Consider the following 23,940-nt stretch of genomic DNA (forward strand, 5'->3'; position numbering starts at 1 on the left):
GTAAGAATTTGTCAAAGAGTGATGACAAACAAAAATATATAAGAAATTTTAGTATCATTGCCCACGTAGACCATGGTAAGTCTACTTTGGCAGATAGATTACTGCAAAATACAGGTGTCTTGACTGAACGAGAGATGAACAATCAGGTTCTTGACAACATGGACATTGAGCGTGAGCGTGGAATCACTATCAAGGCTCAAGCCAGCAAAATGTACTATAAGTACAAGGATGGAGAGATATACGAACTTAACCTAATCGACACTCCGGGACACGTTGACTTCAGCTATGAAGTATCTCGTTCACTCGCAGCATGTGATGGTGCAATTTTAATCGTAGATGCTGCCCAAGGTATTGAGGCACAGACATTAGCTAATGTTTATCAAGCTGTAGGCATGGATCTAGAGGTATTACCAGTCATTAATAAGATTGATCTACCTTCAGCACGTCCAGATTTTGTAAAAAATGAAATTGAAGATGTAATTGGTTTAGATGCTAGTCATGCTCCTTTAATTTCTGCTAAAGAAAATATCAATATTGACCAAGTTTTGGATAGCATAATTGAGTATTTACCTTCTCCAGATGGAGACCCTGATGCTCCGTTGAGAGCTTTGATATTCGATGCAAAATATGACACTTACCAAGGTGTTGTAATTTATGTGCGTATCAAAGATGGTCAGGTTAGAGTCGGTGATGAGATTCATTTAATGCACTCTGGAGCTGAATTTACAGTAACTCAAGTTGGAGACTTCAAAGCAGGACAATTAGCTGCTACAACAGATCTATCTGCAGGTGATGTTGGATATATTATCGCTTCAATTAAGAATGTTAAAGATACCCAAGTCGGTGATACAGTTACACTAGTCGATAATCCGGCGAAAGAACCTATACCAGGTTATCAACCAGCTCAACAGATGGTTTATTGTGGACTTTATCCAACAGATAATGCTCGTTATGGCGATTTGAGAGATGCAATGGAAAGACTGCAATTAAACGATGCTTCTTTTACCTTCGAGCCTGAAACATCAGCAGCGTTAGGTTTTGGTTTCCGTTGTGGATTCCTAGGTTTGTTGCACTATGAAATTATCCAAGAGCGTCTAGAGCGTGAATTCGATCTAGATATTATCTCAACAGCTCCTTCAGTAATTTATCACGTGTTTACCAGTACAGGCGAAATGATAGAAGTATCTAACCCTGCCAACTTACCACCAGTAGAGCACATAGAGAGAATAGAAGAGCCGATAGTTACCGCAACGATTATGACTCCAACCGAGTATACAGGTAATGTCATGAAACTTTGTCAAGAACGTCGTGGTGAGTATGTAAATATGAATTATCTGGATGAGTCATTGGTTGAAATAACTTATGACATGCCACTGAACGAGATTATTTATAATCTCTTCGATGTTCTAAAGTCAAATAGTAAAGGTTATGCTTCTTTGAATTATGAAGTAAAAGATTATAAGCCATCCGATTTGATTAAGTTAGATATTTTAATTAATCACGAAAAAGTTGACGCCCTTAGCATGATTGTTCATAGGGAGAAAGCTGAATTCCGTGGACGTAAGATGGTTAAGATTCTCAAAGATGAGATTCCTAGACACCAATTTGAAGTGCCAATCCAGGCAGCAATTGGAGGAAAAGTTATTGCTCGTGAAACGGTTAAAGCCTATCGTAAAGACGTTATTGCCAAATGTTATGGTGGTGATATCTCACGTAAGAAGAAACTCCTCGAAGCTCAAAAAGCTGGTAAGAAACGTATGCGTCAAGTCGGTAGCGTAGAGATTCCTCAAGAAGCATTTATGGCAGTTCTCAAGTTAGAGGATGAGGAGTAGAGGTAAAAAGTTTTTAAATGAAATTTTGTGAAAGCAGTGATCTGAATTTGTTTCTGATCGCTGCTTTTTTTCTTGTTTAGATGTGCGGTTCAGTATCATTTTTAGATCTTTAATTGTTAAAATTACTAAATTTATAATCTGTATTTGTTAAGACTTACAAAAATCAGTAAATAAATTATAAAGTTTGTTAAAAGCTACTGATATAAGTTGAGAAAGGGAATAAATTGGCGTATTATATAAAAGTAGTCAATGAGATTAATGATTTGCTATCAAATTGCACAAAAACACTAACGGAATTTTGGCTAATATAAAGTAAATGAATTTTTAAAGAAGGAATTATATAGGAGGTGCTTATGATTCCAGGAGAAGAGTTAGTTAGAACAAATAAAAGTGATTTTCATGATGTAGATAATTTTGAAATTTTCAAAAGTTCATTTGAAAACCAAGACAATGAGAGAGGCAATAAGCAATTTTACAGCTTGGCGCTTATTACTACAGTTTTAGCAATAGTTGTATGTCTTGCATATCTACTTGGATAAGTCACAAGAAAATTGTAAAATAACTCATAGAGTACCCATAATAGATAGGGTACTCTATTTTTATGAAGATAATTGCTTGTAAATGTAGAGGTTAAGGGGAGAATTGTGAGAAGCTATTCTAAAATTTTTAGAAACAAAGATTATGGATTTATTAGAGAAGAAGATATGCCTGATTCAGGGTATATATATAATAGTCTCCCAAGACTTGACGAGATAGACTGGCTAACAACTGGAGAAACTTCCCATCTAGCAGATAACCATTGTGGCGCTGTCACAACGACTAATATGATTATTTATTATCTGAATTCGACCCAAGATCAGAAAGTTACTAAATTAAAAGCTTTTGATATCTTTGAGCAAGTTCATAGATTTGTTGGAAACGGACCTGTTCCTAAATTATCTGGCAAAGTACGTAAGATTTTTCATAGATACTATAAACCAGTAGTTCACAAGAGAGTTCGAAGAACTTATGAAATTAAACAAGCTATTGATGAGGGAGAAGTTATAACATTACTTCTAATGGCAAATTTATTTGATTGGCACTGGGTGCTCTGTGTTGGGTATAGGGAATATTTTAATGGTGATTTTTATCTGGAAGTTGTCGACGCTTGGCATAATAAAGGGAAGAGATTTTATAAATTGAAGTCTCAGGCTTTCTTAGTTTCAGCGGTTACCTATGATTTAGGAGAAGGTCAGGAGGGAAAAATAGATAATGGTGTTTAATCTTCCGCGATTGCTTGAATACGCAATTTAATAGCGTTCTGAAAAAAGTCGCTTGATTTTAATCGATAGCATGATTATAATGATATAGCTTTAAACTCTTGATGCTATTTAAGTAGTTGAGCAGATTTTTGATAATTTAGTAAATGCGGATATGGCGGAATTGGCAGACGCGCTAGATTTAGGTTCTAGTGTTTAATAGACGTGCAGGTTCGACCCCTGTTATCCGCACCATAGTAGTTTTATTTAAAATAGATAAATCCTTGAAAGTGAGTATTTAACAGACTTTCAAGGATTTATTCTTTTTATTCAAGGATTAAAATATTCTAATAAACTGACCCAAAATTACCCAAGGATTCACCATAAATTTAATCAGAAAGAAGATCAAATATTTCAGATGTTTTTTGAGCAATTTGTTTTTGATAGGATTAATAAAGTTAAAAGAGATTCACAATCTGCCTATGATTATAAAATATTTACTTAGTAGATATTTTGTCAGAAAATTCAGTTGTTAATGAAACAATTAAAAAAATGAGAAACTTAACTATGATAAATATAAGCAAATTCTGCATTGAAAAATTAGTTAAGTGTATTTATTACAATAAATTATCAACATATTTGTAGATATTGTAGAAAAAATAAATAAAATATTGTATTTTTAGATGAATTTTATGAATTATGTTAATTTAAATATAAGTTAATTAACTATTGTTTTTAAAAGATGGACGAATAAATTCATGATAGTCTTAGTCAGTAAAGGTTTAACTTTTTTAGATATGCATTTTAAAGAAAGTAATAAAGATGAATTATTTAGTTGTTATATATAAACATTTACTTTTATTCTTAAAGAAGGATAAATTGCTTTCATTTATTTTATTAATAATAAATTTGATTACTTTTATTTCGATTTTTACTTTATACGCTTTATATATGCCGCACCTTAGAGTTAACTCAATAGATAATGCAAGCTACCGTTACTTCGATTATAAATTAGGAGAAGTTTCATCAAATTATGAGGCAGTCGACAATATATCTATAGAAAATCCTCTTTCTAGTCTATGGATATCTGGTCAAATAGAAGTTGATAATACAATGATATCTTTCTCTTCAGAGTATATTTCGCCTAGAGATGGCGAGTATACGCCAAACCTTGTTTCCAAAAATTTAAAAGAAAATGAGGTACTAGTAAGAAATATTGGAGAGCTAGGTTTAAGTATAGGCGAGATATTTACACATAAGAATAATAATTTAAAAGTTGTAGGATACTCTAATTTAGCAGAAGTAACATTTTCTTATAAATATTTAATGAATGAACAAGTAGATTTTGATAACATTACTTTTTGGACTCAAAATGTTTTGACAGGGAACTCGTATAAGGCACTTAATAATTTTGTAAATAAAAACTTCAAGGTAGCTGATAGTACAACAGGAATAGATATTTTATCAAGACAGATGCAAGAAACCCCAATATTATTGGTAGCAATATCAATATTTTATATCATATCTATGATTTCCTTTGCTTATGTTTTGTTTTTTGTTTTTGAAAGACAAAGCTATAATTTTTGGGTTTATGGAATTTTAGGTTTATCGAGGAAAGCAAGTTTAATACTAAGTATTATTAGCCATATCATCTTTACATTGATGAGTTATCTTATAGCTTGTTTCTTGCATATTTTATTCTGGGAAAGTTTTTTCAAAAATTTTACAACAACAGGCATTAGAGGCTTTTCATTAATTGATTACGTAATTATTTTTATTCTTCTATTGATAGTTTCATTAATTCTATTTATACCAAAATATATAACAATAGCACGAGCATCTTTGGCTACTAGTGAAGGAAGGTTTAGAAATGAACTATAGAACATTAAAAATGTTTTTATACAAACAAAAATTAGCTATGGTTTTTAGTTTCGTATTTCTTGCTTTAGGATTGCTTAGTTTAGCAATGACTTTTGCTAAATATAATTACTTGACTAAAAATTTTACAGAGTTTAAAAAGTTAAATTTCAAACCTGCTTATTATATATATCTTTCAGACGAAGATAATACTGAAAAGATTAAAGAAGTAAAAGAAAATTTAGAAAAATATGATTTCGTTGAAAAAGTGATTGCTATAAAACGACCAAGGATCATTTTCCCAAGAGGCTCTTACATGGGAGAAAAGTTCAGCGATTATAGATTAATAAGTTTAGAAGATATGAACTTGTTGTTGCAGAATAATGTAAAAATACCTGATGATATTATAAATAATTTTGAAACTGATACTGTTTATGCTATTGCTCCTTATGAATATGATATGAATAAAGGTTCTGAATTTAAGCTAAATTTGAATGAAAAAGAAATTAACTTCAGAGTAATTGCAAGACAGTCTGAAGGTCAAATGCATTTAAATTTAAATTCAATAAGTAATATTTTAAGTGTTGATAGTATTTTTGCGGATAAACCAGATGTGGTATACATTTATGATCCAAATAATATATTATCTGATAAAGTATTTATTGAACCAGGGATGATTATTAATTTTAGTGACAAGGTCAAAGATAATGAAAAAAGTTTTATTATTGATTATTTAAAATCAATGGGTGTTATTGCGGTTTATGACATAGAAAATATGTTGCAAGCTTCAAATTATGTTATAAATCTATCTGCAAAAAGACAATTAACAATTCCAATAGTATTATGTATTGCTGCTTTTGTTATGTTTCAAAGTTTAACTGTATTGAGATTCCATAAATTAAAAAATAGGATAATGATATTTAGAATATTGGGAATGAGTAAGAGTAAGATATTTCTAGGGTTAAATTTTTGGTCAAGTTTATTAGTGTTAATAGCTAATTTTTTCACAATAATTTTTGTAATCTGGCTTAAGAACATGCCAGATGAATCATATTGGAAACAAGCAGTATTATTTGATAGTACAATCTTTAAAATAATTTTAATCTTTAGCTTGTTTTTGCTTTTGATTCAATATTTTATAAATCTTAATTTGGTCACAAAAAATAATTTTGATAGAAAAAGTGAGGAATAGTAGTGAAGATGGATAATCCTAGTAAACCTTTAATAAAAATGACAAATATAAGTAAAATATACAAAAACAATAAATTTAATAAAGTAGAAGCTTTAAATAACTTAAATTTAACTGTATATCCTGGAGATTTCATATCTATTAAGGGCGCTTCAGGTTCAGGAAAAAGTACATTATTAAATATAATAGGTTTTTTAGATAATCAGACAGATGGAGATTATTTATTTAATGGTATAAATACAAAAACGATAAATGACTCTAGAAAAAGTGATCTAAGAAACAAAAATATTGCTTTTATTTTACAAGATTTTGGGTTAATAGAAGATGAGACAGCATTGTATAATGTTTGCTTACCTCTATTATTTACAGATGTGAAAATAAAAGATATTAAGAAAAGGTCAAAAAATTTATTAATTAAGTTAGGTCTGGGAAATTATAAGCATCACTTAGTAAAAAATTTATCTGGTGGGCAAAAACAAAGAGTTGCTATAGCTAGAGCTCTTGTAATTGAACCCGATCTAATATTAGCTGATGAACCTACAGGATCGTTGGATAGTAAAACTGGTGCTGAAATTATGAAATTACTAAAAGATTTAAATTTAGAGAAAGAGGTAACTATTATTTTAGTAACACATGATGAAGAAATTTCTAATTATGCGAAGATAAAAAAATATATGCATGATGGAGATTTTATATAGACTAGATCTGATCTGTGTTAGCATTAAAGTATAAATTATTTATATATATATTAGTATAATTTCATTAGTTCTACATAGTAATCAAATGATTTTAAATTCTGATATTGGAATAGATATACTTTAGCCAATTGCCCATAGAACACTTCATCAATAAACACCTGGCGTTAACAGATACATATATGCAAGACTAACAGGGAGGGAAGAAATTCCCTCCCTTCCTATATATTTGAATGTAAGTTAAAATAAATTACAAAAAGTGTGGTAGAAGTTTTTGCTTTCTGCTATACAGGAATACAATATATTCATATACAAGGAGGACATTTAAAATAATGCTTACATCAATTAGATTAAATGAAGAAACCTCTAATAGACTGGATAAGCTATCTAAGCACAATGGTAAGTCTAAAGCTTTTTATTTACGTCAGTTGATCGAAGATGGTTTAGGCAAACTAGAATATGAGTATGAAATTTTACAAGATATCGAAGACTACAGAAAAGGTAAGACTAAAACATACACTCTAGAAGAAATGGAAAACTATTCCGCTTTAACAGATTAATACACAGAAATTTAGGTAAAACAATATGATAGAAATATTAAAAAATAAGAAAAAAGAAAGCATATTTATTTGTGTTTTGATATCCATATCACAATTATTAAGGACAGTAGGTGCAGCTTTAAACGCATTTGCTTTAACCAGTTTAATTGCACTGGATTTCAGACAATTTATTTTATATGAGGTTTATTTACTAGGAGTTTGGTTAGTTATAATAGCGTTAGACAGTTCAGCTAATATTTATAAGATGAAATTTTGTCAAGAAATAGCTGTCGATATACGATCTAAAATTACTAGTAGCTTAGAGCAATTAGAATATAGAGAGTATAACCAAAATAGTGTAGGAACATACATTTCATGGTTAACGAATGACATAAATATAATTAATGAGAAAGGGACATTAAAATTTTTTGATATAGTCAAAGGTGTCACAGGAACAATATTTTCTGTAATAGCTCTGTTTGCTTATCATTGGTCACTAGTCTTAGTTACGTTTATATCCTTGTTAGTAATGTTAGCCATACCTAAAATTTTTAGAAGAAAAGTTGAAACAGCTAGTAAAAAGTCGTCAGTTGCTAATGAGGAATTTGTAGCTAGATCAGAAGATATTCTTTCTGGATATAATGTATTATTGAATTACAATCAGCAACAAAATTTAACCGAAAAGATCAAAAGCTATTCTATTGCTCTGATGAATGTTTTATTTAATCAGGCTAAAATTGAGGCAAAAGTTTTTGCAGCAGGATTTACAGGAAATATCTTTTTTCAAATTCTAATTACTGCATTCACAGGAGCTCTAGCATTCAAGGGAATTGTAACTATTGGAACAATAGAGGCAACGGGTGCTTTAACTGGAGTTATATTTTCTTCACTGGGAGATTTGTCTAATCAAATTTCATCTATAGATAGTGTGAAACCTATTCTAGAAAAATTCAAGCATATAAGTAATATTTCTACTGCAGATGCAAATCGTGATAACTTAGAGAATTATTCAAGAGAAATAGACTCTCAAAATAGTTCTGCTGATGTAGTTTATCAAGTAGAAAATTTAGCATATAACTATGGTGAAAAATTAGTATTCGAAAATATGCAATTTACATTCGAGAAAAATAAAAAGTATTTAATACTAGGAAAAAGTGGAAGTGGCAAGAGTACCTTACTTAAATTATTAATTTCTTATTATGATGATTATCAAGGTAGCATTAAGTTTTATGGACAAGAAATAAATACAATTCCTAAGGGAGTTATGCGTTCTAATGTGCTTTACTTAGAGCAACAGCCATACTTATTCAATGATACAGTTAGAGCGAATATCTGCTTAGGGGAGCACTTTTCAGATCATGAGATTGTATCTGCGTTAAATGAATCCGGATTAATTTGTACAGAAGAATTTTTGGATTTTGCTGTAGGTAAATTAGGCAGTAGATTGTCAGGAGGACAAAGGCAAAGATTGGCTCTTGCGAGAGGAATAATAAGGGGCAAGAGAATTGTACTAATGGATGAAGTTACGTCAGCTTTGGACAAAGAAACAGCACTTACAGTTGAAAATAACATTTTGTCAAATGAGAACTTAACTGTTATTGCAATTAGCCACACACCTCATAAAGAAACCATTAATTTATACGATGAAATTTATGAGTTCCCAGAAAAATCATAGTGGTAATAGATGCTTTATTAGATTGAAATTTATACTTGGAAATGAAGCTTCACATGATAACTTGTTGGAAGTGCTAGTTTCGTGTAAAATAAAATTAAATATTGAGGAAAATTCACCTAAATGGTAGTAGTGACAGTTTTCATAAGCTGATATTAATTTTTTGTAGAGTAGTATTTGTTGTATAGCTAAATGTATTTGTAGAGAAAAATTATCTTACATGTGAGTCTGTAAAACGACCTTGATTACAAAAGTTTATAATTCAAGAACTATAAAAAGGATTTTCAAATGAGAAGTGAATTCAAATGGTTTAGTAAAAATGGTAGGCTAATAAAATCTTCATTGTTACTTTTTATTATGTTTGCCGTTTATACTTTTAGTCTAGTCAACGCAGTATTATTTATGCAAAGTCAATATGGAATGGCTAATATGCAATATGAAACAAGTAATAATGATCTATACTTGTTCTATGCATATTCTCCTTATAATGTTTCGTATTCACCTGTATATTGGATAGTTGCCAATCTTTTGTTAGATTTTATAATACCACTTATCCTTGCGTTCTTTTTCGTGGACATTAATTTTAAATTTGAATCTAGTAAGTTATCCAATGTATTAATTATAAAAACAAAAAAGTATTATGTTTTAAGACAATTTTTATCTGTGTTCATTTCTTCTTTTGCAGTTTTATTCGTAGCAATTATAGCTCAAGGATTGTTAGGAGTTATTGTAAATGAAATAATTAAACCTTTTGGAAATAGCATTATTCCTAAACTTGGTGTAGCACTAGAATTAGTATATTCTAGTTTAAAAGTATCATTATACTTCGCAAGCTTAACCTCATTAGGATTTAGTGTAAGTTTATACCTTGGAAAATTATTTCCAATATCATATGTAATTCCGATGGTAGCGAATGTGATATTAGTTTTAGCATTTCCTTCTAATGTACCATCAAAACTAGGATTTATAGATGATGGACTAAGATCTAATCAAAACCTAATATGGTTATTTATTAGTGCGATATTCCTTGTATCGTTAATAATGATTCTTCCAAAGGTTTTTAGGAAAGACGAGATATGATTAAATATGTTTTAAACTTCAATAAAATACTAAGAAATAAATTATTTTTAACAATAATTATAGATTTATTTGGAGTTATATTTTGTAGAAAATTTATCATCTCAGAATATGTATATTTAGTCTCTTTAATCTTTGTACAGAGTCCAATAATTCTAGCTCTAGATGTAATTAAAATAAAAATACAAGAAAATTTAATGGTTTTTATTAGACAAGAGAGATTATGTAAATATATTAGTAATATTTTCTTTGTTATACAAATTAGCGTTATATTTGGATTAATTAATAGCATACTATTGTTTGAATTTGTGAAGATGTATTTTTGGCAATCAGTTCTTATGAATGTCTTATTTTCAATAATCCTAATATTGTTTTTTGAAAATATCAGACCTGTAGTAAAAAATAGTTGGGGGATAATATTTACTCTAACTTTGTTGATTACAGATTTTATTGTATTTGTTGGTGACTATAATAATAAATATAGCATAGTGAAAAGAGTTTATACTCCGAATCAAAACAATGGAGTAGTTTATTTTATTGTTTTAGTCGTGATATTGTTAAGTATTTTAATTTTAGAAGATGTTTTATTTATAGATAAGGACATAATCGAAGATGATAGAAGTTAAAAGAAAATACAAAATTATTAAAGATCTTCTATTTTTAATAACTATTCCCTTAATATTTACTATTATTATTAGGGTGCTACTAATTACATATTTCTATTATTCTTTTAAAGAATATGAGATTTTTCTGAAATGGACTTACCTTGCTTACCCTTTCGATATTAACAATGCAGAAATAGGAAATAGTTTTCTAATAGTATTTCTACATTTTGGTTTTGCATTAATCCCAAGCTTTATTTCTCTGACGCTAACAAAGATTAATAATGAATTTTACTTGAAATGGCACTTTTTACAGACAAAACAATTAGATAAGATAATATTATTAGAACTCCAAAAGAGCTTTGTGTTTTCTTTAATATTAGAGATAATTACTATAATTATTTTAAATTACTTTTTTGATCTTAGTTTACAGATGTCAATTAGATATGTTCTGTTCCAAATGCTTACTCTTCTTACAAACTTACTTGTGGTGCAGTTTATTGAACATGCAGTAGGTTGGGACTATAAAATTATATGGCTAATGTATATATTTAGTATTTATATATTTGTAAGTGTATTTAATAATAATTGGATTAAAGTTCTAGGTGCATTGTATCCAATAATGTCATTAAGATTTGGACAGAAAAGTTTATTCATGATTTTTATTTGTAATATTTCATTAATTTTTATTTTATATAAATTATGTATAAATCAAAAAAAGAAAAAAGATTATTTGGGAGGGTAAAGCTTATGCCATATATTGAAGTGAAGAACTACAGTAAAACATTGAAAAAAAGATTAGTTTTAGACGATGCGAACTTGGAAGTTGTAAAAGGTGAGGTGGTAGGACTTTATGGAAGAAATGGATCTGGAAAAACCATGCTTCTCAGAGCTATAGCAGGTTTAATTTTACCTGATGAAGGAATGGTTCTTGTAAATGGTGTAGAGTTAAAAGGATCAAATAGGTTTCCTAAAAGTTGTGGACTTATAATTGAAACTTTGGAGTTTTGGGATAATCTCGATGCTAAATCAACGCTAGAAGTTATTTCAGCTGTCAATAATATAGCAAGCGAAGATGATATAGCTAGAGCATTGGCAAGGGTTGGTTTAGATCCAAATGATAAAACCAAAGTTAAAAAATTCTCTTTAGGAATGAAACAAAAGTTAGCAATAGCACAGGCAATTTTTGAAAAACCAGATCTGCTACTTCTAGATGAACCTACTAATTCGCTAGATAAAGAATCTAGAGATAATTTTGTAAAAATAATTAAAGAGGAAAAAGAACGCGGTTGTACGATAATAATTTCCAGCCATATCATGGAAGATCTTAATAATTGTTGCGATAGAATAGTAGAGATAGAATCAGGAAAGATAAGGAATTAACTTAAATAATGATAGACTCTTTGCGAAAATAATCGTGCGAAAATCGTGCGAAATCGTGAGAGCCTAATAAGAAAAGTCGATGATTAAAAGGTAATTTACGAAAATAATCGTGCGAAAATAGATTTAAAAATAATTGATTATATTAAATCACCAAAATAAATAACCATACGGAGTGTGAATGAATATATTTAGTATCATCAAGTCAGAGTGGAAGAAGAATTTAATACACATGTTTGTGATCTTATTAGGTTCTTTGGCAACAACGTCTTTTGGACTTGCAAGTTCTAATTTACTTACGGCAGTTTCAGAAAAGAATATAAATATGTCCAAAACCTGGATAATTATCATGTTAATAAGTTCATTTATTTGGAGCTTGCAGATTTTTCTTGAAGCTATTAGCGAAAGAAGAACTATTGAAGCGATGAACTTTAATATAAGATCTGAAATTAGTGAAAAGATTATGAGCCTTTCATATGCTGATTTTCATGAGAATGAAGAAACAGATTATGTATCTTGGCTTATAAATGACATTTCAACCATTGATCAATTTGGTTTTGGAAACCTATATATGATTGTCTACCAGATATTTACCATATTATTAGGTGCATATATACTTATAGATTTTCATTTTTCTATTATTGTAACAATATTGCTTTTATCAGTTCTCATGTTTATAGTACCAAGATTTTTCACCAAAAAACTTAATGAACAAATGCTTGCTGTCACAGAATCTAATGAGAAATTGACTACTTCATATAGTGATGTTTTAAATGGTTATGATGCTCTTTCAGTATTGGATAGGAAAAAGTATTTTCAAAATGCGATAGAACTTGGATCTAATAATGTGGCACTAGAAAAATATAAATATGCAAAGATTGCAGGTGGATTAAGTTCAAGCTCTAATGGTATCAGCTTGTTAAGCCAAGTGATTTTGTTAGCTCAAGCTGTATATTTAGTATTCGTTTATAACGTAGATATTGGAATAATTACCGCATGTACTTATTTTGGTAGTTTTATTTTTGCTAATTTAGTCGGAATCAATGCTAATTGGATTGAATTTAAAAGCGTAGATAAAATATTTGAAAAATTTAATAATAAAACTAAACATACAAACCATCACTCAGAGAGAAAAGTTAAAGAGTTAGAAAACTCAATAGTGCTTAAAGATATAACTTACCAGTATGAAAAAGATAATGAAGAAAAAGTTTTATTCAGTAATTTGAATTTGGAAATTAAGAAGAACAAAAAACATGTTATTTTAGGTGATTCAGGTACTGGTAAATCAACAATTTTAAACATTATTTTGGGAAGACTAAGTCCTATTGCAGGTCAAGCTTTGTACGATGGTGTTGATTACAATGAATTAAACCAGGAATCTTTACAACGACAAATTCTTTATTTGGATCAACGCCCATACATATTTAATGACACCATATATAATAATTTAACTTTGGGTGAAAAATATACTGATGAGGAAATCGAGAGAGTTCTGAAAAAGTTTCACCTAGATAAATGGGTAAAAAGCAGAAAAGACGGTATTAATACAGAAATAAGCTATAATAGTAAAAATATGTCAGGAGGAGAAAGACAGAAGCTTGTTCTAGCAAGAGGCCTATTAGCGGATAGAAGAATTATTCTAATGGACGAAGCGACCTCAGCAATTGACAAAAATACTGCATTAGAAATTGAGAAGCTCATAACGACTGATCCTGATTTGACAGTTGTAATGGTTACGCATAATCTAAGAAGTGAGATTTCAAAGCTTGTAGATTTTACTTTTAATTTATAATAAGGAATTTACCCAAGTATTTAGCCATGTATAAGCTGAAACATAGTGATAATGGGTGTTGTAGGATTTATTAATAGACCCCAGTATTGCCCATCATTTACAAAACCTGTAGCTATCGAAGCTAGCAGGTTTTTGTCTTGTTCAGCGCGTGGATTTGAGTGTAGAATTTTTAGATATTTTAGTGTCTCATTTTCTTGTTCTTCAAAGATTACATTTCCACGCAAAGAACTTGATCCTTGCATTGACATTAATTGATGTCTTAATGATAATAAAAGAAATGTGGTAGAATCATCGCCCAACAAAAAATGGTTCAAATACAAAATCATCTTTACCGATATTATCCAAGTTCAGTCTGTAAATACCTGAAGTGGAGCTGTCTTCAGTTAGAACTTCTATGAAAATATAATTATCGTCCATTCCGACAATCATTCCAGAACCTTCTGGCGGTGTAACTTCAGCTAGTATAATACCTTTATAATCTAGTATTTGTAGCACTCTTTCATTAGCAAGTTTGCCCAAGAACCATGTTATGTTATCTAGGCAAAGATAACTATTGTAACCATTTAATATACCTGATTCATGGAAATTATCGGCTAACTTGGTCTTTTCTATTACTTTTCCGTCGGAATTTGCTTTAACTAGATATTTTTCAGGAAATTGGATTTTGTTATTATTAAGGATCGCAAATTGTTCATCGTGACTTAGTTCAAGAAGTTCTTTGTCTATCTCGTTGTAAATGTACATATATCCATCTTTTGCTGGTACCATGTCGGAACTTGTTAGTACTTTGTCAGAATTATTTGATTGTATTTGAACAGCGTTTTCTATATCAAGGGTATCAAGATCGCATATCTTTTTTGTTACATTGCTAATTAACATTACTTCATGCCCTTGCTCTTTTCTGGTGAGAGTATAATCAGAAAAATGGAGCTTATCACCAATAAATTTCATTGACTCGACATAACCTGGGCCACTACCTTTATAAATAAGTTCTTGTTCGGAACTCGTGTTAGATATAGGCACTCTTTCAACCTTATAAGAGAGATTATTCAATTCTGTTTGTTCTATATCACCCGATCTTAATTTATCCATTAGCTCCCAGATGTCTGAGGTGGAAAAATAAAAATAATCATTATGAACAAAAGCACTATAAAGTTCTTTTGGGGAAACAAATAGTTCTTTCTGACCACTTCCGTCTATCCTGACTTCATACAGACAGTCCTGATAAATTTCTTCGATGCTTGTGTTCTGAGAAGCTTCATTATTTTTTTTAGAAGCTAACACATATAGATTACCATTGTTGTATTGAACTGTGCGAGGAGAGTTGAAAAAGGCATTGCTTTGAACTGCACCCCAAAATCCGGACACAGAAGTGAAAGGATGGAGGGGTAAATTTATGCCTAAATATAGTGATGAATTCAAATTAGAAGTAATTAAAGATTACTTAAGTGGTAAGAATGGAGGGAGTGTTTTAATCGCTAAAAAATATGGAGTTCCAGTAAGAACAGTTAATAATTGGATTAATTGGTACAACGCACGTGGTAAACATGGATTGATCAAGAAACTTACTACTAAAAGTTATAGTAGCGATTTTAAGCTTTCGGTAATAAAATATAGAGAGATAAATAAATGTTCATACCGAGAAGCAGCAGAACATTTCGGCGTTACTAATGGTGCAATTGTATATACATGGGCCAAAAAATATGAAGAGAAAGGCTTCTCTGGTTTGGAAGGAAAACAAGGAAGGTCCCGAAAAGTGTCAAAGAGTAAAAATCCAAAACCATTAAACGAGAGTGAGCGTGAAGAGTTAATACGCTTACGCGAAGAGGTAAAGTATCTTAAATTAAAAGAAATTTACAAAAAAAAGTTAGAAGCCTTGCTGGAAGAGATGGACGAGGGAGAATACCAGCCAAGGCCAAAACAAAAGTAATTCTAGAGTTACAAGTAGAGTTTCCAAAAATCCAGTTAAAAATTTGGTTAAGCTTAGCGGAGCTACCACGTTCTTCTTACTACGAATGGAAAAACAAGCTAGATAAACCTGTAGATAAAGACAAAGAGATAGTATTAGCAATAGTGCAGGTTGTAAAAGAATCTAGTTATAGATATGGCTACAGAAGAGTTTCAATGAAACTTAGAAAGCTAGGATTAGTAGTTAACCACAAAAAAGTTCTACGTATTATGCGAGAACAAAATTTATTGAGCACAAAATTCAAAACAAGATCCAGAAAATATAATTCCTACAGAGGAAAAGTTGGAGAAGTAGCTGATAATTTGGTCAAGCGCCAGTTTAACACTGCTAGACCAAACGAATTGTGGTTAACAGACGTAACAGAATTCAGATTAAAGAATAGCGAAGAAAAAATATATTTATCTGCAATACTAGATACTTACAATAGTGAAATTATTTCGTTCTCAATTGACAAACACCCAACAACTGCGTTTACAAATAAAGCTTTAGATGAAGCCTTAAAAAGGGTTAAAGATGTAAGTGAATTAGTAATTCACAGTGACCAAGGTTTCCATTACCAACACAGCAGTTGGGTAAAACGATTGGAAACGAGAGGGATAAAACAAAGTATGTCCAGAAAAGGAAATTGTTTAGATAATTCACCGATGGAAAATTTCTTTGGAATAATGAAGCAAGAAATGTTTTATGGTGAAGATTTTAAGAATTTAGAACAATTAATAGAAGTAATTATAGAGTATATAAAATGGTACAATGAAGATAGAATAAAGGTAAAATTAAACGGACTTTCACCTGTTGAATACAGATTACAGTCCGCTTAAATATTATTAAATTGATGTCCGGATTTTGGGGTTCACTACACTTTCTGCCTGCTTCGAAGTCAGAGTTTCTTTATCGTCTAAAGTATCTGGATTATTGTCAAGAGCTCTAATTATGCCATCTTCTTTAGATATAGAGTATAAGAAATTACCATGGATATGGTAGTAATGGGTGTCAGATTCGGCAATATTCCATGGTTTATAAGTTTGAGCAAATTTAACTTGGTTTTCGATATATTTACTTTCTGGACTGCTAATATTCAAGTTTTGGTTTTCCACGCCATATTCACATGAGGTGAGCAGAAATAAAACTGAAAGCAAAGTGCTGACAACAAACTTTTTCATATTAAATTATCTCCAAGCGTATTATCAAAATGTTTACCTTTGATGGTTAAGATAATGCTACCATTAAACTATGAATAATATATTAATAACTTAAAGGAAGTTTAATTATGAGAAAGAAAAATAGAAAATCTAAAAAAACACTATTTAAAACCCCGATAATAATACTTATTTTCATTGCACTTTTCTTTTTATATAAATTAGTTATTCTCCGTGCAATTGCTATCAATAGAGTACAGGACTTCATTGAAGATCAAAATGCGGATAGAAACAATATAGAAATTACTGCTGCAGCTTGGGATCCTTTAAAGAGTGGTGGTTATAATGTAGTTGTTAAAATCAAAGATGACCCTGACCGTGAATATTCCTATAATTACAAATTAATTACCAATACTAGGAAAGGTTTAAAATTCGATTATATCAAACTGTCATCTGTTAGTAAAAATGGTCGAGAGGATTATAATCCAAAATACGGAAAACTGGAAAATTGAGCGATTGTTGTTTGAGAGCAGGTCAGAGGTGTGTAACTTTACATGGTAAATCAAATGATTTTAAATTCTGATATTGGTATTAGAAATGGATAATAATATATAATAACCTGATATACAAGATTAAAAGGGAGAGAAGAAATTCCCTCCCTTCCTATATATTTGAATGTAAGCTAAAATAAATTACAAAAAGTGTGGTCAAAGTTCCTGCTCTAACAAATTAATGAACAGAATTTAGGTAAAACGAATATGATAGAAATATTAAAAAATAAGAAAAAAGAAAGTATATTTATTTGTGTTCTGATATCTATATCACAATTATTAAGAACAGTAGGAGCAGCTTTAAACGCATTTGCTTTAATAAGTTTAATTTGTAAGGTAATAATACATATGTGACATAAAAACAAAAAATAGAAAGCCATCTGGTACAATGAATTTCACTACAAACCATAGTAATCAGAGAAAGGCTTTCTATGAAAATAAGTATAACAGAGGAAATTAAATATCGCCAGAGGGTAGTTGAATATGCCATAAAGCATAATAACAATGCAGATGCAGCACGAAGATATGATACAAGTAGGCAACAAGTACAAAGGTGGCGAAAGAAATATGATGGTACAATACTATCATTAGCAAATAAATCAAGACGTCCCCATAGTCATCCGAATCAACATACCGAAGATGAGATAGAAATTATCAGAGAAAAATATCGTTATCATAAACATGAGGGATTAGGACAAGTCTATAGAAAATGCAGAGATGCTGGATATAAGCGTAGTTATGAGTCAATGTGCAAACAGATAAAGAAACTAAAAGAATACGAAAAACCAAGAAATGTCAGTTATCCTAAAAGTAAATATAAACCGTTAGAAGGAAGATATCCAGGAGAGTTTGTAGAGATAGATGTAAAATACGTGCCGCTTGAATGTATAGGATTTAAGAGTAATTATCAGAGATACTATCAGATAACAGCCATAGACCTATATAGCAGGAAAAGAGTATTAAAGATAGTAAACGAAAATAGCACGTATGAAACATCAAATATGTTAAAAACCCTAGAAGAAGAATTTGGATTTAAGATAAAAACAGTGCAAACAGATAACGGTCGTGAATTTTGCAATGATAGAGGAAGGAAAGAATCTTTATTTGAAAAGAGTCTAAGACAATTAGGAATAAAGTACATAAGGACAAGACCATATTCACCTTGGCAAAATGGAGTAGTTGAAAGAAGCCATAAAATAGACAATGAACTCTTTTACAGTAGAAGAAGATTTAAAAGTGAAAAGGAAATGTATAAATCATTTCAACGATATAGTGTAAGGACAAATAATATAGCAAGAAGAGTACTGGGATTTAAGACACCAAATGAAATGGTAGAGGACTATATGGCAAGAGTAGCATAGATTTAAAATCAGATGGCTTTGTCACATATGTTTGACAACACTAGACGCATTTGCTTTAATAAGTTTAATTGCACTGGATTTCAGACAATTCATTTTATATGAGGTTTATTTATTAGGTGTTTGGTTAGTTATAATAGCTCTGGACAGTTCAGTTAATATTTATAAGATGAAATTTTGTCAAGAAATAGCTGTCGGTATACGATCTAAAATTACTAGTAGCTTAGAGGAATTAGAATATAGAGAGTATAATCAAAATAGTGTAGGAACATACATTTCATGGTTAACGAATGACATAAATATAATTAATGAGAAAGGGACACTAAAGTTTTTTGATATAGTCAAAGGTGTTACAGGAACAATATTTTCTGTAATAGCCCTATTTGCTTATCATTGGTCACTAGTCTTAGTTACGTTTATATCCTTGTTAGTAATGTTAGCCATACCTAAAATTTTTAGAAGAAAAGTTGAAACAGCTAGTAAAAAGTCGTCAGCTGCCAATGAGGAATTTGTAGCTAGATCAGAAGATGTTCTTTCTGGATATAATGTATTATTGAATTACAATCAGCAACAAAAGTTAACAGAAAAGATCAAAAGCTATTCTATTGCTTTGATGAATGTTTTATTCAATCAGGCTAAAATTGAGGCAAAAGTTTTTGCAGCAGGATTTACAGGAAATATCTTTTTTCAAATTCTAATTACTGCATTCACAGGAGCTCTAGCATTCAAGGGAATTGTAACTTTTGGAACAATAGAGGCAACGGGTGCTTTAACTGGAGTTATATTCACTTCACTGGGAGATTTGTCTAATCGAATTTCATCTATAGATAGTGTGAAACCTATTCTAGAGAAATTTAAGCATATAAGTAATATTTCTACTGTAGATGCAAATCATGATAACTTAGAGAATTATTTAAGAGAAATAGACTCTCAAAGTAGTTCTGCTGATGTAGTTTATCAAGTAGAAAATTTAGCATATAACTACGGTGAAAAATTAGTTTTCGAAAATATGCAATTTACATTCGAGAAAGATAAAAAGTATTTAATATTAGGCAAAAGTGGTAGTGGCAAGAGTACCTTACTTAAATTATTAATTTCGTATTATGATGACTATCATGGCAGTATTAAGTTTTATGGACAAGAAATAAATACAATTCCTAAAGAGGTTATACGTTCTCATGTGCTTTACTTAGAACAACAGCCATACTTATTCAATGATACAGTTAGAGAGAACATCTGCTTAGGGGAACACTTTTCAGATCATGAGATTATATCTGCGTTAAATGAATCAGGCTTAATTTGCACAGAAGAATTTTTGGATTTTGCTGTAGGTAAATTAGGAAATAAATTATCAGGAGGACAGAGACAGAGATTAGCTCTTGCGAGAGGAATTATTAGGGGCAAAAGAATTGTCCTAATGGATGAAGTTACATCAGCTTTGGACAAAGAAACAGCACTTACAGTTGAAAACAACATTTTATCAAATGAGAATTTAACTGTTATTGCAATTAGCCACACACCTCACAAAGAAACCATTAATTTATATGATGAAATTTATGAGATTCCAGAAAAATCATAATGGTAATAGCTGTTTTGAAGAGAGTAAATTTAGTCAGGAAATTTTCTTTAATGATAATTAAAGATTTATTGTGATAATGACAAATATTTTTTAAGTATAACTTTTTATCATATTCTGATTGATCTAAATCTATTGATTTTTTTACAACAAGAGATAATAAATGATATTCACAATATTGCTTTTGTAACAAAGAGATATATTAAAAATTCAGCTTAAAATTTAAAATAAACACAATTAATTGTCAGATTGCACAAGACAGTTGATTAAAAGTGTATAAATTGGTATAGTATAACTATAACAGTTTTCTCGATAATGACCTTGTTATAAATAGGGGAGATTATAAGGTACTTTAAATTGAGGAAACAAAGGCTTTTATAATCTGATTTTTGCAAATGTTAAAGAATTTCAAAATTGTTTTGCAAAAATTTTCTAATTTTACGGGGGACTTTATGAAAAAGATAAAAAAGGCTATGGCTTTATTCGTTGCTTTATTGTTAGGGTTATTCTCTTTTGAAAACGTGGTATCGGCAGCTCAGGAAGATGAGATTTTTACAGCCGAACAGATAGACTCTTGGGAAACTGAATTTAATGAATCAGCATATTCCGAAGAACCTATTGGAGACTTTAAAAATAACTCAGTAATGACATATTCATCATACGGCTCTTGGACATGGAGAGATGGAGTAATTTGTATAACCGATTCGTACGCTTCTAGCCCTTTATTTAATAATGGACATGCTGGTATAGTGGGAGTGGCACCAAATTACTACTGCGTAGTTGAGGCTAACCCAGGTTCAGGTGTGAAAAATGTTTGGGGAAATTGGAGTTATAAGTACAAAGATAAGACTGTATGGCAAGTTGGTGTAACCAGTACTACAGTCGAGCAAGATCAAGCAGCAGCTGAATGGGCAACAAAGCAAGTAGGAAAACCTTATAATGGATCATTCTTAAATAAGACTAAAACAGATTCTTTCTACTGTTCTCAACTAGTCTGGGCTGCGTATAAGTATACTGCAGGAGTTGACTTGGACACCTGGAGGTATGCTTCAGCTGTGCATCCGTTTGAATTGTACTTGAGTGATAAAACAACGCTTATTTATAGAAATAAGTAATATTAATTAATATTTTATTTTATCCCAAAACTCCCCTATTTGGGATACTATGAGGGATAATCAGATGAATAAAAGAAAAATGAAATTTAGCAGAACGTTCGCTATCTTGCTATCAGTCGTTTTTTTGACTTCTTGTAACCTAGGAATTTTGTCTCTTGGAAATTCCAAAAATTACGACTACGATTTTGCAATATATGCTGATGATGAAGTGTTGACATTTAAACGCGAAGACAATGAACTAAAACTATTAGAACGGATACCGCGTAAGAATGAGAAAAAACTTGGATTTTGGAAAGAGCTTTTTGTAGAACATGAGAACTTTTATTTTACTAAAACTACTGCTAATGATAAAAACTTTCAACTGTTAGCTAAAATTAATAAAAATAATCTAGACATAAATTATTACCAAACAAAGGGAATAGATGGAGCTTTTAGTTTGGTTCCAGATGGTAAATATCTCCATATTTCCCATAGTTTTGTTGATAGATTAGAGTTTGAAACTTATGACTTAAATTTTAACAAAATTAAGACTAAAGTTATTCCGGTCGAACATTCAACCTACCCTAATCAAATGATAGTAAAAGGTGATAAGGTTTATATTTTAATTGGAGTAGGTTTAGCTAATGGAGAATTAAAAAATCAGATTTGGGTAATGAATAAGGAATTTGATTTGGAAGAAGTAATTGACCTTAATTGTAACGAAGGAGGACTCCTTCGCATGGTGCTTGCAGGAGATACATTTTATATAACTAATACTAACGAAGGACTCACAGCAGAAAGAGAGCCAGGTCCCGCAAATAAACTAGTTAGCTATAACTTAAGTACAGGCGAGCAAAAGACCATTGAATTAGAAACTCCTTATCCTTTGCACATATATTTTGATTCAAAACGAAATAACTTAATAATATGGCATTATGAACTTTATCTTCCTACTTTTACCTATACAGTATATTCTTTGAATGATGGTAGTTCTAAGATTATAAACTTTCCTGAGTATGAGGAGTTCCGTAGAGCTAATCCAATGCAACCACCGTTTGTATTGTTTAAAGATAATTACTACTTTATGTTTGAAGACAAATTAGTAGAATATTCTCCTGACACGAATCAAAAAAAAGAATACTCTTTGAAAGAGTTTGGAATGAATAACCCAACGGGACTTCTGGCGAAAGAATAAGGTTTCTGGAGATAATATTATGAAGAGATTTTTAAAGATAATTGGCTCATATTTATTGACAGGAATTATTTGCGCTAGCATATTTATGCTCACTGGTGGAACTAAACTTGATCTTGGTGTGGGATTTGGGGGTAATATATTAATATTTTTACTTATTACGGTTTTGTGGCCACTTGCCATTTATTGGAAAGTAGAAGCTAATGGATTTTCATGGAAAGATACCTTGCCTTTAGTTTTATTTATTATATTGATCATTTTCTTTAATTGTAAAAGAAGAGAGAAAAATATTGGCAAGGGTTGAACTAAAATATTTTAACTTAATACAAAGAGATAAAAATAGAGAGAAATAAACCTATATTAAAAAGATATTTGAATAATTCTTATTAGTAAGTCATCCTATAGATTGCACCAGGAAGCTCTACTTTTCATATGCCTTTAAAGACGCAATAATAGCATTCTTTGACGTGACTTGGATAAAGTAGTTAATTTTATCGTGTGGTGCAGGGCCTTTTTTATAGATTAGTTCGATGAGAATTCCTGCAATAGCTTCGGTTATGTAAGTTGTAAGAAAATTTCTGTAATCTTCATCAATATCAATTTTCATCTCCTTTTCGGCAAGGCGAATATAGTTTCCAATTATTTCCAAAAAATCTTTAGATAAAAATCTTTTTAGATCATGCTCACCCACGGAATTAATAATATTTTTCAAAAACTTACGGTTTTCATCAATGTAATCCAAGGTGAAATTAATGGCATCATTGATATCGTCTATTGAATCATAATTACGGACCTTGTTTATAGCTTCTTGATTTAAAAACCAGAGCAATAGATCGTAGATATCCTCGAAGTGGTAGTAAAAAGTATTTCTGTTTACCTCGCTTAACTTTATAATTTCTGTGACTGTAACTTTTGCAAAGGGTTTACGTTTTAGAAGTTCTTTCAGTGTATTAGCAAGTAAAAGCTTAGTGTTGTAGGAATTTATTTCGTTTCTCATAATTTCTCCTTAGTTCTGATGTGTCTGCTTAGATTATTGGTTTAAAGATTATAATATTTTACAACAAAATTAGACAATTGCCTAATAAATAGACAGTAGATAATAATTTGTTGCTTATAATCTGATGCCTATGCTAGTAAAATATAGTAATTGCTAAAAATTAACAGGTAATAGAACTAACAGGTAATAAAATA

25 protein-coding genes and 1 tRNA gene are annotated in these 23,940 nt (G+C 30.4%); 22 read left to right on the forward strand and 4 right to left on the reverse strand.

Annotated elements, in window-relative coordinates:
• The first annotated feature begins 8 nt into the window (after positions 1–8).
• The 14 genes from lepA to C5Q98_RS00555 all read left to right on the forward strand — a co-directional run bounded on the left by lepA (position 9) and on the right by C5Q98_RS00555 (position 13,873).
• Entirely contained in the window at positions 9–1,832 is a 1,824-nt protein-coding gene (lepA, locus tag C5Q98_RS00490; RefSeq protein WP_106011786.1) for a translation elongation factor 4, read from the forward strand.
• A 353-nt stretch (positions 1,833–2,185) separates the two neighbouring features.
• A complete protein-coding gene (locus tag C5Q98_RS00495) occupies positions 2,186–2,371 on the forward strand; it encodes a hypothetical protein (protein WP_106011787.1) in 186 nt (61 codons plus the stop codon).
• Between the two features lie 105 nt (positions 2,372–2,476).
• Positions 2,477–3,094: a hypothetical protein gene (locus tag C5Q98_RS00500; RefSeq protein ID WP_106011788.1), complete on the forward strand. Its 618-nt coding sequence runs from the start codon at positions 2,477–2,479 to the stop codon at positions 3,092–3,094.
• Positions 3,095–3,239: 145 nt separating this feature from the next.
• A tRNA-Leu gene (locus tag C5Q98_RS00505) sits at positions 3,240–3,325 on the forward strand.
• Positions 3,326–4,021: 696 nt separating this feature from the next.
• Positions 4,022–4,951, forward strand: coding sequence for a hypothetical protein (locus tag C5Q98_RS00510; RefSeq protein ID WP_158695657.1), 930 nt, complete (start codon positions 4,022–4,024; stop codon positions 4,949–4,951).
• Positions 4,941–6,119: a hypothetical protein gene (locus C5Q98_RS00515; RefSeq protein WP_106011790.1), complete on the forward strand. Its 1,179-nt coding sequence runs from the start codon at positions 4,941–4,943 to the stop codon at positions 6,117–6,119. The genes C5Q98_RS00510 and C5Q98_RS00515 overlap by 11 nt, the downstream gene beginning before the upstream one ends.
• A gap of 8 nt (positions 6,120–6,127) precedes the next feature.
• Complete coding sequence (locus C5Q98_RS00520) at positions 6,128–6,814, forward strand: ABC transporter ATP-binding protein (protein WP_106013049.1); 687 nt, start codon at positions 6,128–6,130, stop codon at positions 6,812–6,814.
• Between the two features lie 329 nt (positions 6,815–7,143).
• Positions 7,144–7,371 carry a type II toxin-antitoxin system RelB family antitoxin gene (relB, locus tag C5Q98_RS00525; RefSeq protein WP_106011791.1) on the forward strand — a complete coding sequence of 76 codons (228 nt, stop codon included), beginning with the start codon at positions 7,144–7,146 and terminating at the stop codon, positions 7,369–7,371.
• Positions 7,372–7,396: 25 nt separating this feature from the next.
• A complete protein-coding gene (locus C5Q98_RS00530) occupies positions 7,397–9,025 on the forward strand; it encodes an ABC transporter ATP-binding protein (RefSeq protein WP_106011792.1) in 1,629 nt (542 codons plus the stop codon).
• A gap of 285 nt (positions 9,026–9,310) precedes the next feature.
• Positions 9,311–10,102 carry a hypothetical protein gene (locus C5Q98_RS00535; RefSeq protein WP_106011793.1) on the forward strand — a complete coding sequence of 264 codons (792 nt, stop codon included), beginning with the start codon at positions 9,311–9,313 and terminating at the stop codon, positions 10,100–10,102.
• On the forward strand, positions 10,099–10,725 hold the full coding sequence (locus tag C5Q98_RS00540; RefSeq protein WP_106011794.1) for a hypothetical protein: 627 nt from the start codon (positions 10,099–10,101) through the stop codon (positions 10,723–10,725). The genes C5Q98_RS00535 and C5Q98_RS00540 overlap by 4 nt, the downstream gene beginning before the upstream one ends.
• Positions 10,712–11,446, forward strand: coding sequence for a hypothetical protein (locus tag C5Q98_RS00545; RefSeq protein WP_106011795.1), 735 nt, complete (start codon positions 10,712–10,714; stop codon positions 11,444–11,446). Before C5Q98_RS00540 ends, C5Q98_RS00545 begins: the two co-directional genes overlap by 14 nt.
• Positions 11,447–11,451: 5 nt before the next feature.
• The gene (locus C5Q98_RS00550; RefSeq protein WP_106011796.1) at positions 11,452–12,084 is read left to right on the forward strand and encodes an ABC transporter ATP-binding protein; all 633 of its coding nucleotides are present in this window, start codon (positions 11,452–11,454) and stop codon (positions 12,082–12,084) included.
• A gap of 178 nt (positions 12,085–12,262) precedes the next feature.
• Positions 12,263–13,873 carry an ATP-binding cassette domain-containing protein gene (locus C5Q98_RS00555; protein ID WP_106011797.1) on the forward strand — a complete coding sequence of 537 codons (1,611 nt, stop codon included), beginning with the start codon at positions 12,263–12,265 and terminating at the stop codon, positions 13,871–13,873.
• A gap of 20 nt (positions 13,874–13,893) precedes the next feature.
• Here the strand turns inward: C5Q98_RS00555 and C5Q98_RS00560 are convergent, their stop codons facing one another.
• Together C5Q98_RS00560 and C5Q98_RS00565 are read right to left on the reverse strand one after the other, a co-directional pair.
• Positions 13,894–14,187 (reverse strand): hypothetical protein, encoded by a 294-nt coding sequence (locus C5Q98_RS00560; RefSeq protein ID WP_158695658.1) that lies wholly within the window; start codon positions 14,185–14,187, stop codon positions 13,894–13,896.
• Positions 14,162–15,157, reverse strand: coding sequence for a hypothetical protein (locus C5Q98_RS00565; protein WP_106011799.1), 996 nt, complete (start codon positions 15,155–15,157; stop codon positions 14,162–14,164). Before C5Q98_RS00565 ends, C5Q98_RS00560 begins: the two co-directional genes overlap by 26 nt.
• 112 nt (positions 15,158–15,269) lie before the next feature.
• Here C5Q98_RS00565 and C5Q98_RS00570 point away from each other — a divergent pair, with 112 nt between their 5' ends.
• Positions 15,270–15,803, forward strand: a complete 534-nt coding sequence (locus C5Q98_RS00570; protein WP_106011800.1) for a helix-turn-helix domain-containing protein — start codon at positions 15,270–15,272, stop codon at positions 15,801–15,803.
• Positions 15,776–16,660: an IS3 family transposase gene (locus C5Q98_RS00575; RefSeq protein ID WP_242967403.1), complete on the forward strand. Its 885-nt coding sequence runs from the start codon at positions 15,776–15,778 to the stop codon at positions 16,658–16,660. The genes C5Q98_RS00570 and C5Q98_RS00575 overlap by 28 nt, the downstream gene beginning before the upstream one ends.
• Before the next feature lie 6 nt (positions 16,661–16,666).
• Here C5Q98_RS00575 and C5Q98_RS00580 read toward each other — a convergent pair whose 3' ends face one another.
• Complete coding sequence (locus C5Q98_RS00580) at positions 16,667–17,002, reverse strand: hypothetical protein (RefSeq protein ID WP_106011802.1); 336 nt, start codon at positions 17,000–17,002, stop codon at positions 16,667–16,669.
• 107 nt (positions 17,003–17,109) lie between these two features.
• Between C5Q98_RS00580 and C5Q98_RS00585 the strand changes: the two genes are divergently transcribed.
• The 6 genes from C5Q98_RS00585 (at position 17,110) to C5Q98_RS00610 (ending at position 23,053) form a co-directional block, all read left to right on the forward strand.
• Positions 17,110–17,490 (forward strand): DUF3139 domain-containing protein, encoded by a 381-nt coding sequence (locus C5Q98_RS00585; protein WP_106011803.1) that lies wholly within the window; start codon positions 17,110–17,112, stop codon positions 17,488–17,490.
• Between the two features lie 470 nt (positions 17,491–17,960).
• Positions 17,961–18,890, forward strand: a complete 930-nt coding sequence (locus C5Q98_RS00590; protein ID WP_106011804.1) for a DDE-type integrase/transposase/recombinase — start codon at positions 17,961–17,963, stop codon at positions 18,888–18,890.
• A gap of 31 nt (positions 18,891–18,921) precedes the next feature.
• A complete protein-coding gene (locus tag C5Q98_RS00595; protein ID WP_106011805.1) occupies positions 18,922–20,466 on the forward strand; it encodes an ATP-binding cassette domain-containing protein in 1,545 nt (514 codons plus the stop codon).
• A gap of 449 nt (positions 20,467–20,915) precedes the next feature.
• On the forward strand, positions 20,916–21,578 hold the full coding sequence (locus C5Q98_RS00600; protein WP_106011806.1) for a YiiX/YebB-like N1pC/P60 family cysteine hydrolase: 663 nt from the start codon (positions 20,916–20,918) through the stop codon (positions 21,576–21,578).
• 64 nt (positions 21,579–21,642) lie between these two features.
• Positions 21,643–22,752, forward strand: coding sequence for a hypothetical protein (locus C5Q98_RS00605; protein ID WP_106011807.1), 1,110 nt, complete (start codon positions 21,643–21,645; stop codon positions 22,750–22,752).
• Between the two features lie 19 nt (positions 22,753–22,771).
• The gene (locus C5Q98_RS00610; RefSeq protein ID WP_106011808.1) at positions 22,772–23,053 is read left to right on the forward strand and encodes a hypothetical protein; all 282 of its coding nucleotides are present in this window, start codon (positions 22,772–22,774) and stop codon (positions 23,051–23,053) included.
• Positions 23,054–23,170: 117 nt separating this feature from the next.
• Here the strand turns inward: C5Q98_RS00610 and C5Q98_RS00615 are convergent, their stop codons facing one another.
• Positions 23,171–23,746, reverse strand: a complete 576-nt coding sequence (locus C5Q98_RS00615; RefSeq protein WP_106011809.1) for a TetR/AcrR family transcriptional regulator C-terminal domain-containing protein — start codon at positions 23,744–23,746, stop codon at positions 23,171–23,173.
• Positions 23,747–23,940 lie beyond the last annotated feature (194 nt).

Source organism: Fastidiosipila sanguinis, from assembly GCF_002998295.1.
Classification (GTDB): Bacteria; Bacillota; Clostridia; order Saccharofermentanales; family Fastidiosipilaceae; genus Fastidiosipila; species Fastidiosipila sanguinis.

Bases quoted from the DNA above. Each gene is read 5' to 3' on its own strand.
- C5Q98_RS00495 (WP_106011787.1), top strand. From the start codon at position 2,186: ATGATTCCAGGAGAAGAGTTAGTTAGAACAAATAAAAGTGATTTTCAT.
- C5Q98_RS00510 (WP_158695657.1), top strand. From the start codon at position 4,022: ATGCCGCACCTTAGAGTTAACTCAATAGATAATGCAAGCTACCGTTAC.
- C5Q98_RS00515 (WP_106011790.1), top strand. From the start codon at position 4,941: ATGAACTATAGAACATTAAAAATGTTTTTATACAAACAAAAATTAGCT.
- C5Q98_RS00520 (WP_106013049.1), top strand. From the start codon at position 6,128: ATGGATAATCCTAGTAAACCTTTAATAAAAATGACAAATATAAGTAAA.
- relB (WP_106011791.1), top strand. From the start codon at position 7,144: ATGCTTACATCAATTAGATTAAATGAAGAAACCTCTAATAGACTGGAT.
- C5Q98_RS00530 (WP_106011792.1), top strand. From the start codon at position 7,397: ATGATAGAAATATTAAAAAATAAGAAAAAAGAAAGCATATTTATTTGT.
- C5Q98_RS00535 (WP_106011793.1), top strand. From the start codon at position 9,311: ATGAGAAGTGAATTCAAATGGTTTAGTAAAAATGGTAGGCTAATAAAA.
- C5Q98_RS00540 (WP_106011794.1), top strand. From the start codon at position 10,099: ATGATTAAATATGTTTTAAACTTCAATAAAATACTAAGAAATAAATTA.
- C5Q98_RS00545 (WP_106011795.1), top strand. From the start codon at position 10,712: ATGATAGAAGTTAAAAGAAAATACAAAATTATTAAAGATCTTCTATTT.
- C5Q98_RS00550 (WP_106011796.1), top strand. From the start codon at position 11,452: ATGCCATATATTGAAGTGAAGAACTACAGTAAAACATTGAAAAAAAGA.
- C5Q98_RS00555 (WP_106011797.1), top strand. From the start codon at position 12,263: ATGAATATATTTAGTATCATCAAGTCAGAGTGGAAGAAGAATTTAATA.
- C5Q98_RS00570 (WP_106011800.1), top strand. From the start codon at position 15,270: ATGCCTAAATATAGTGATGAATTCAAATTAGAAGTAATTAAAGATTAC.
- C5Q98_RS00580 (WP_106011802.1), bottom strand. From the start codon at position 17,002: ATGAAAAAGTTTGTTGTCAGCACTTTGCTTTCAGTTTTATTTCTGCTC.
- C5Q98_RS00585 (WP_106011803.1), top strand. From the start codon at position 17,110: ATGAGAAAGAAAAATAGAAAATCTAAAAAAACACTATTTAAAACCCCG.
- C5Q98_RS00590 (WP_106011804.1), top strand. From the start codon at position 17,961: ATGAAAATAAGTATAACAGAGGAAATTAAATATCGCCAGAGGGTAGTT.
- C5Q98_RS00600 (WP_106011806.1), top strand. From the start codon at position 20,916: ATGAAAAAGATAAAAAAGGCTATGGCTTTATTCGTTGCTTTATTGTTA.
- C5Q98_RS00605 (WP_106011807.1), top strand. From the start codon at position 21,643: ATGAATAAAAGAAAAATGAAATTTAGCAGAACGTTCGCTATCTTGCTA.
- C5Q98_RS00610 (WP_106011808.1), top strand. From the start codon at position 22,772: ATGAAGAGATTTTTAAAGATAATTGGCTCATATTTATTGACAGGAATT.
- C5Q98_RS00615 (WP_106011809.1), bottom strand. From the start codon at position 23,746: ATGAGAAACGAAATAAATTCCTACAACACTAAGCTTTTACTTGCTAAT.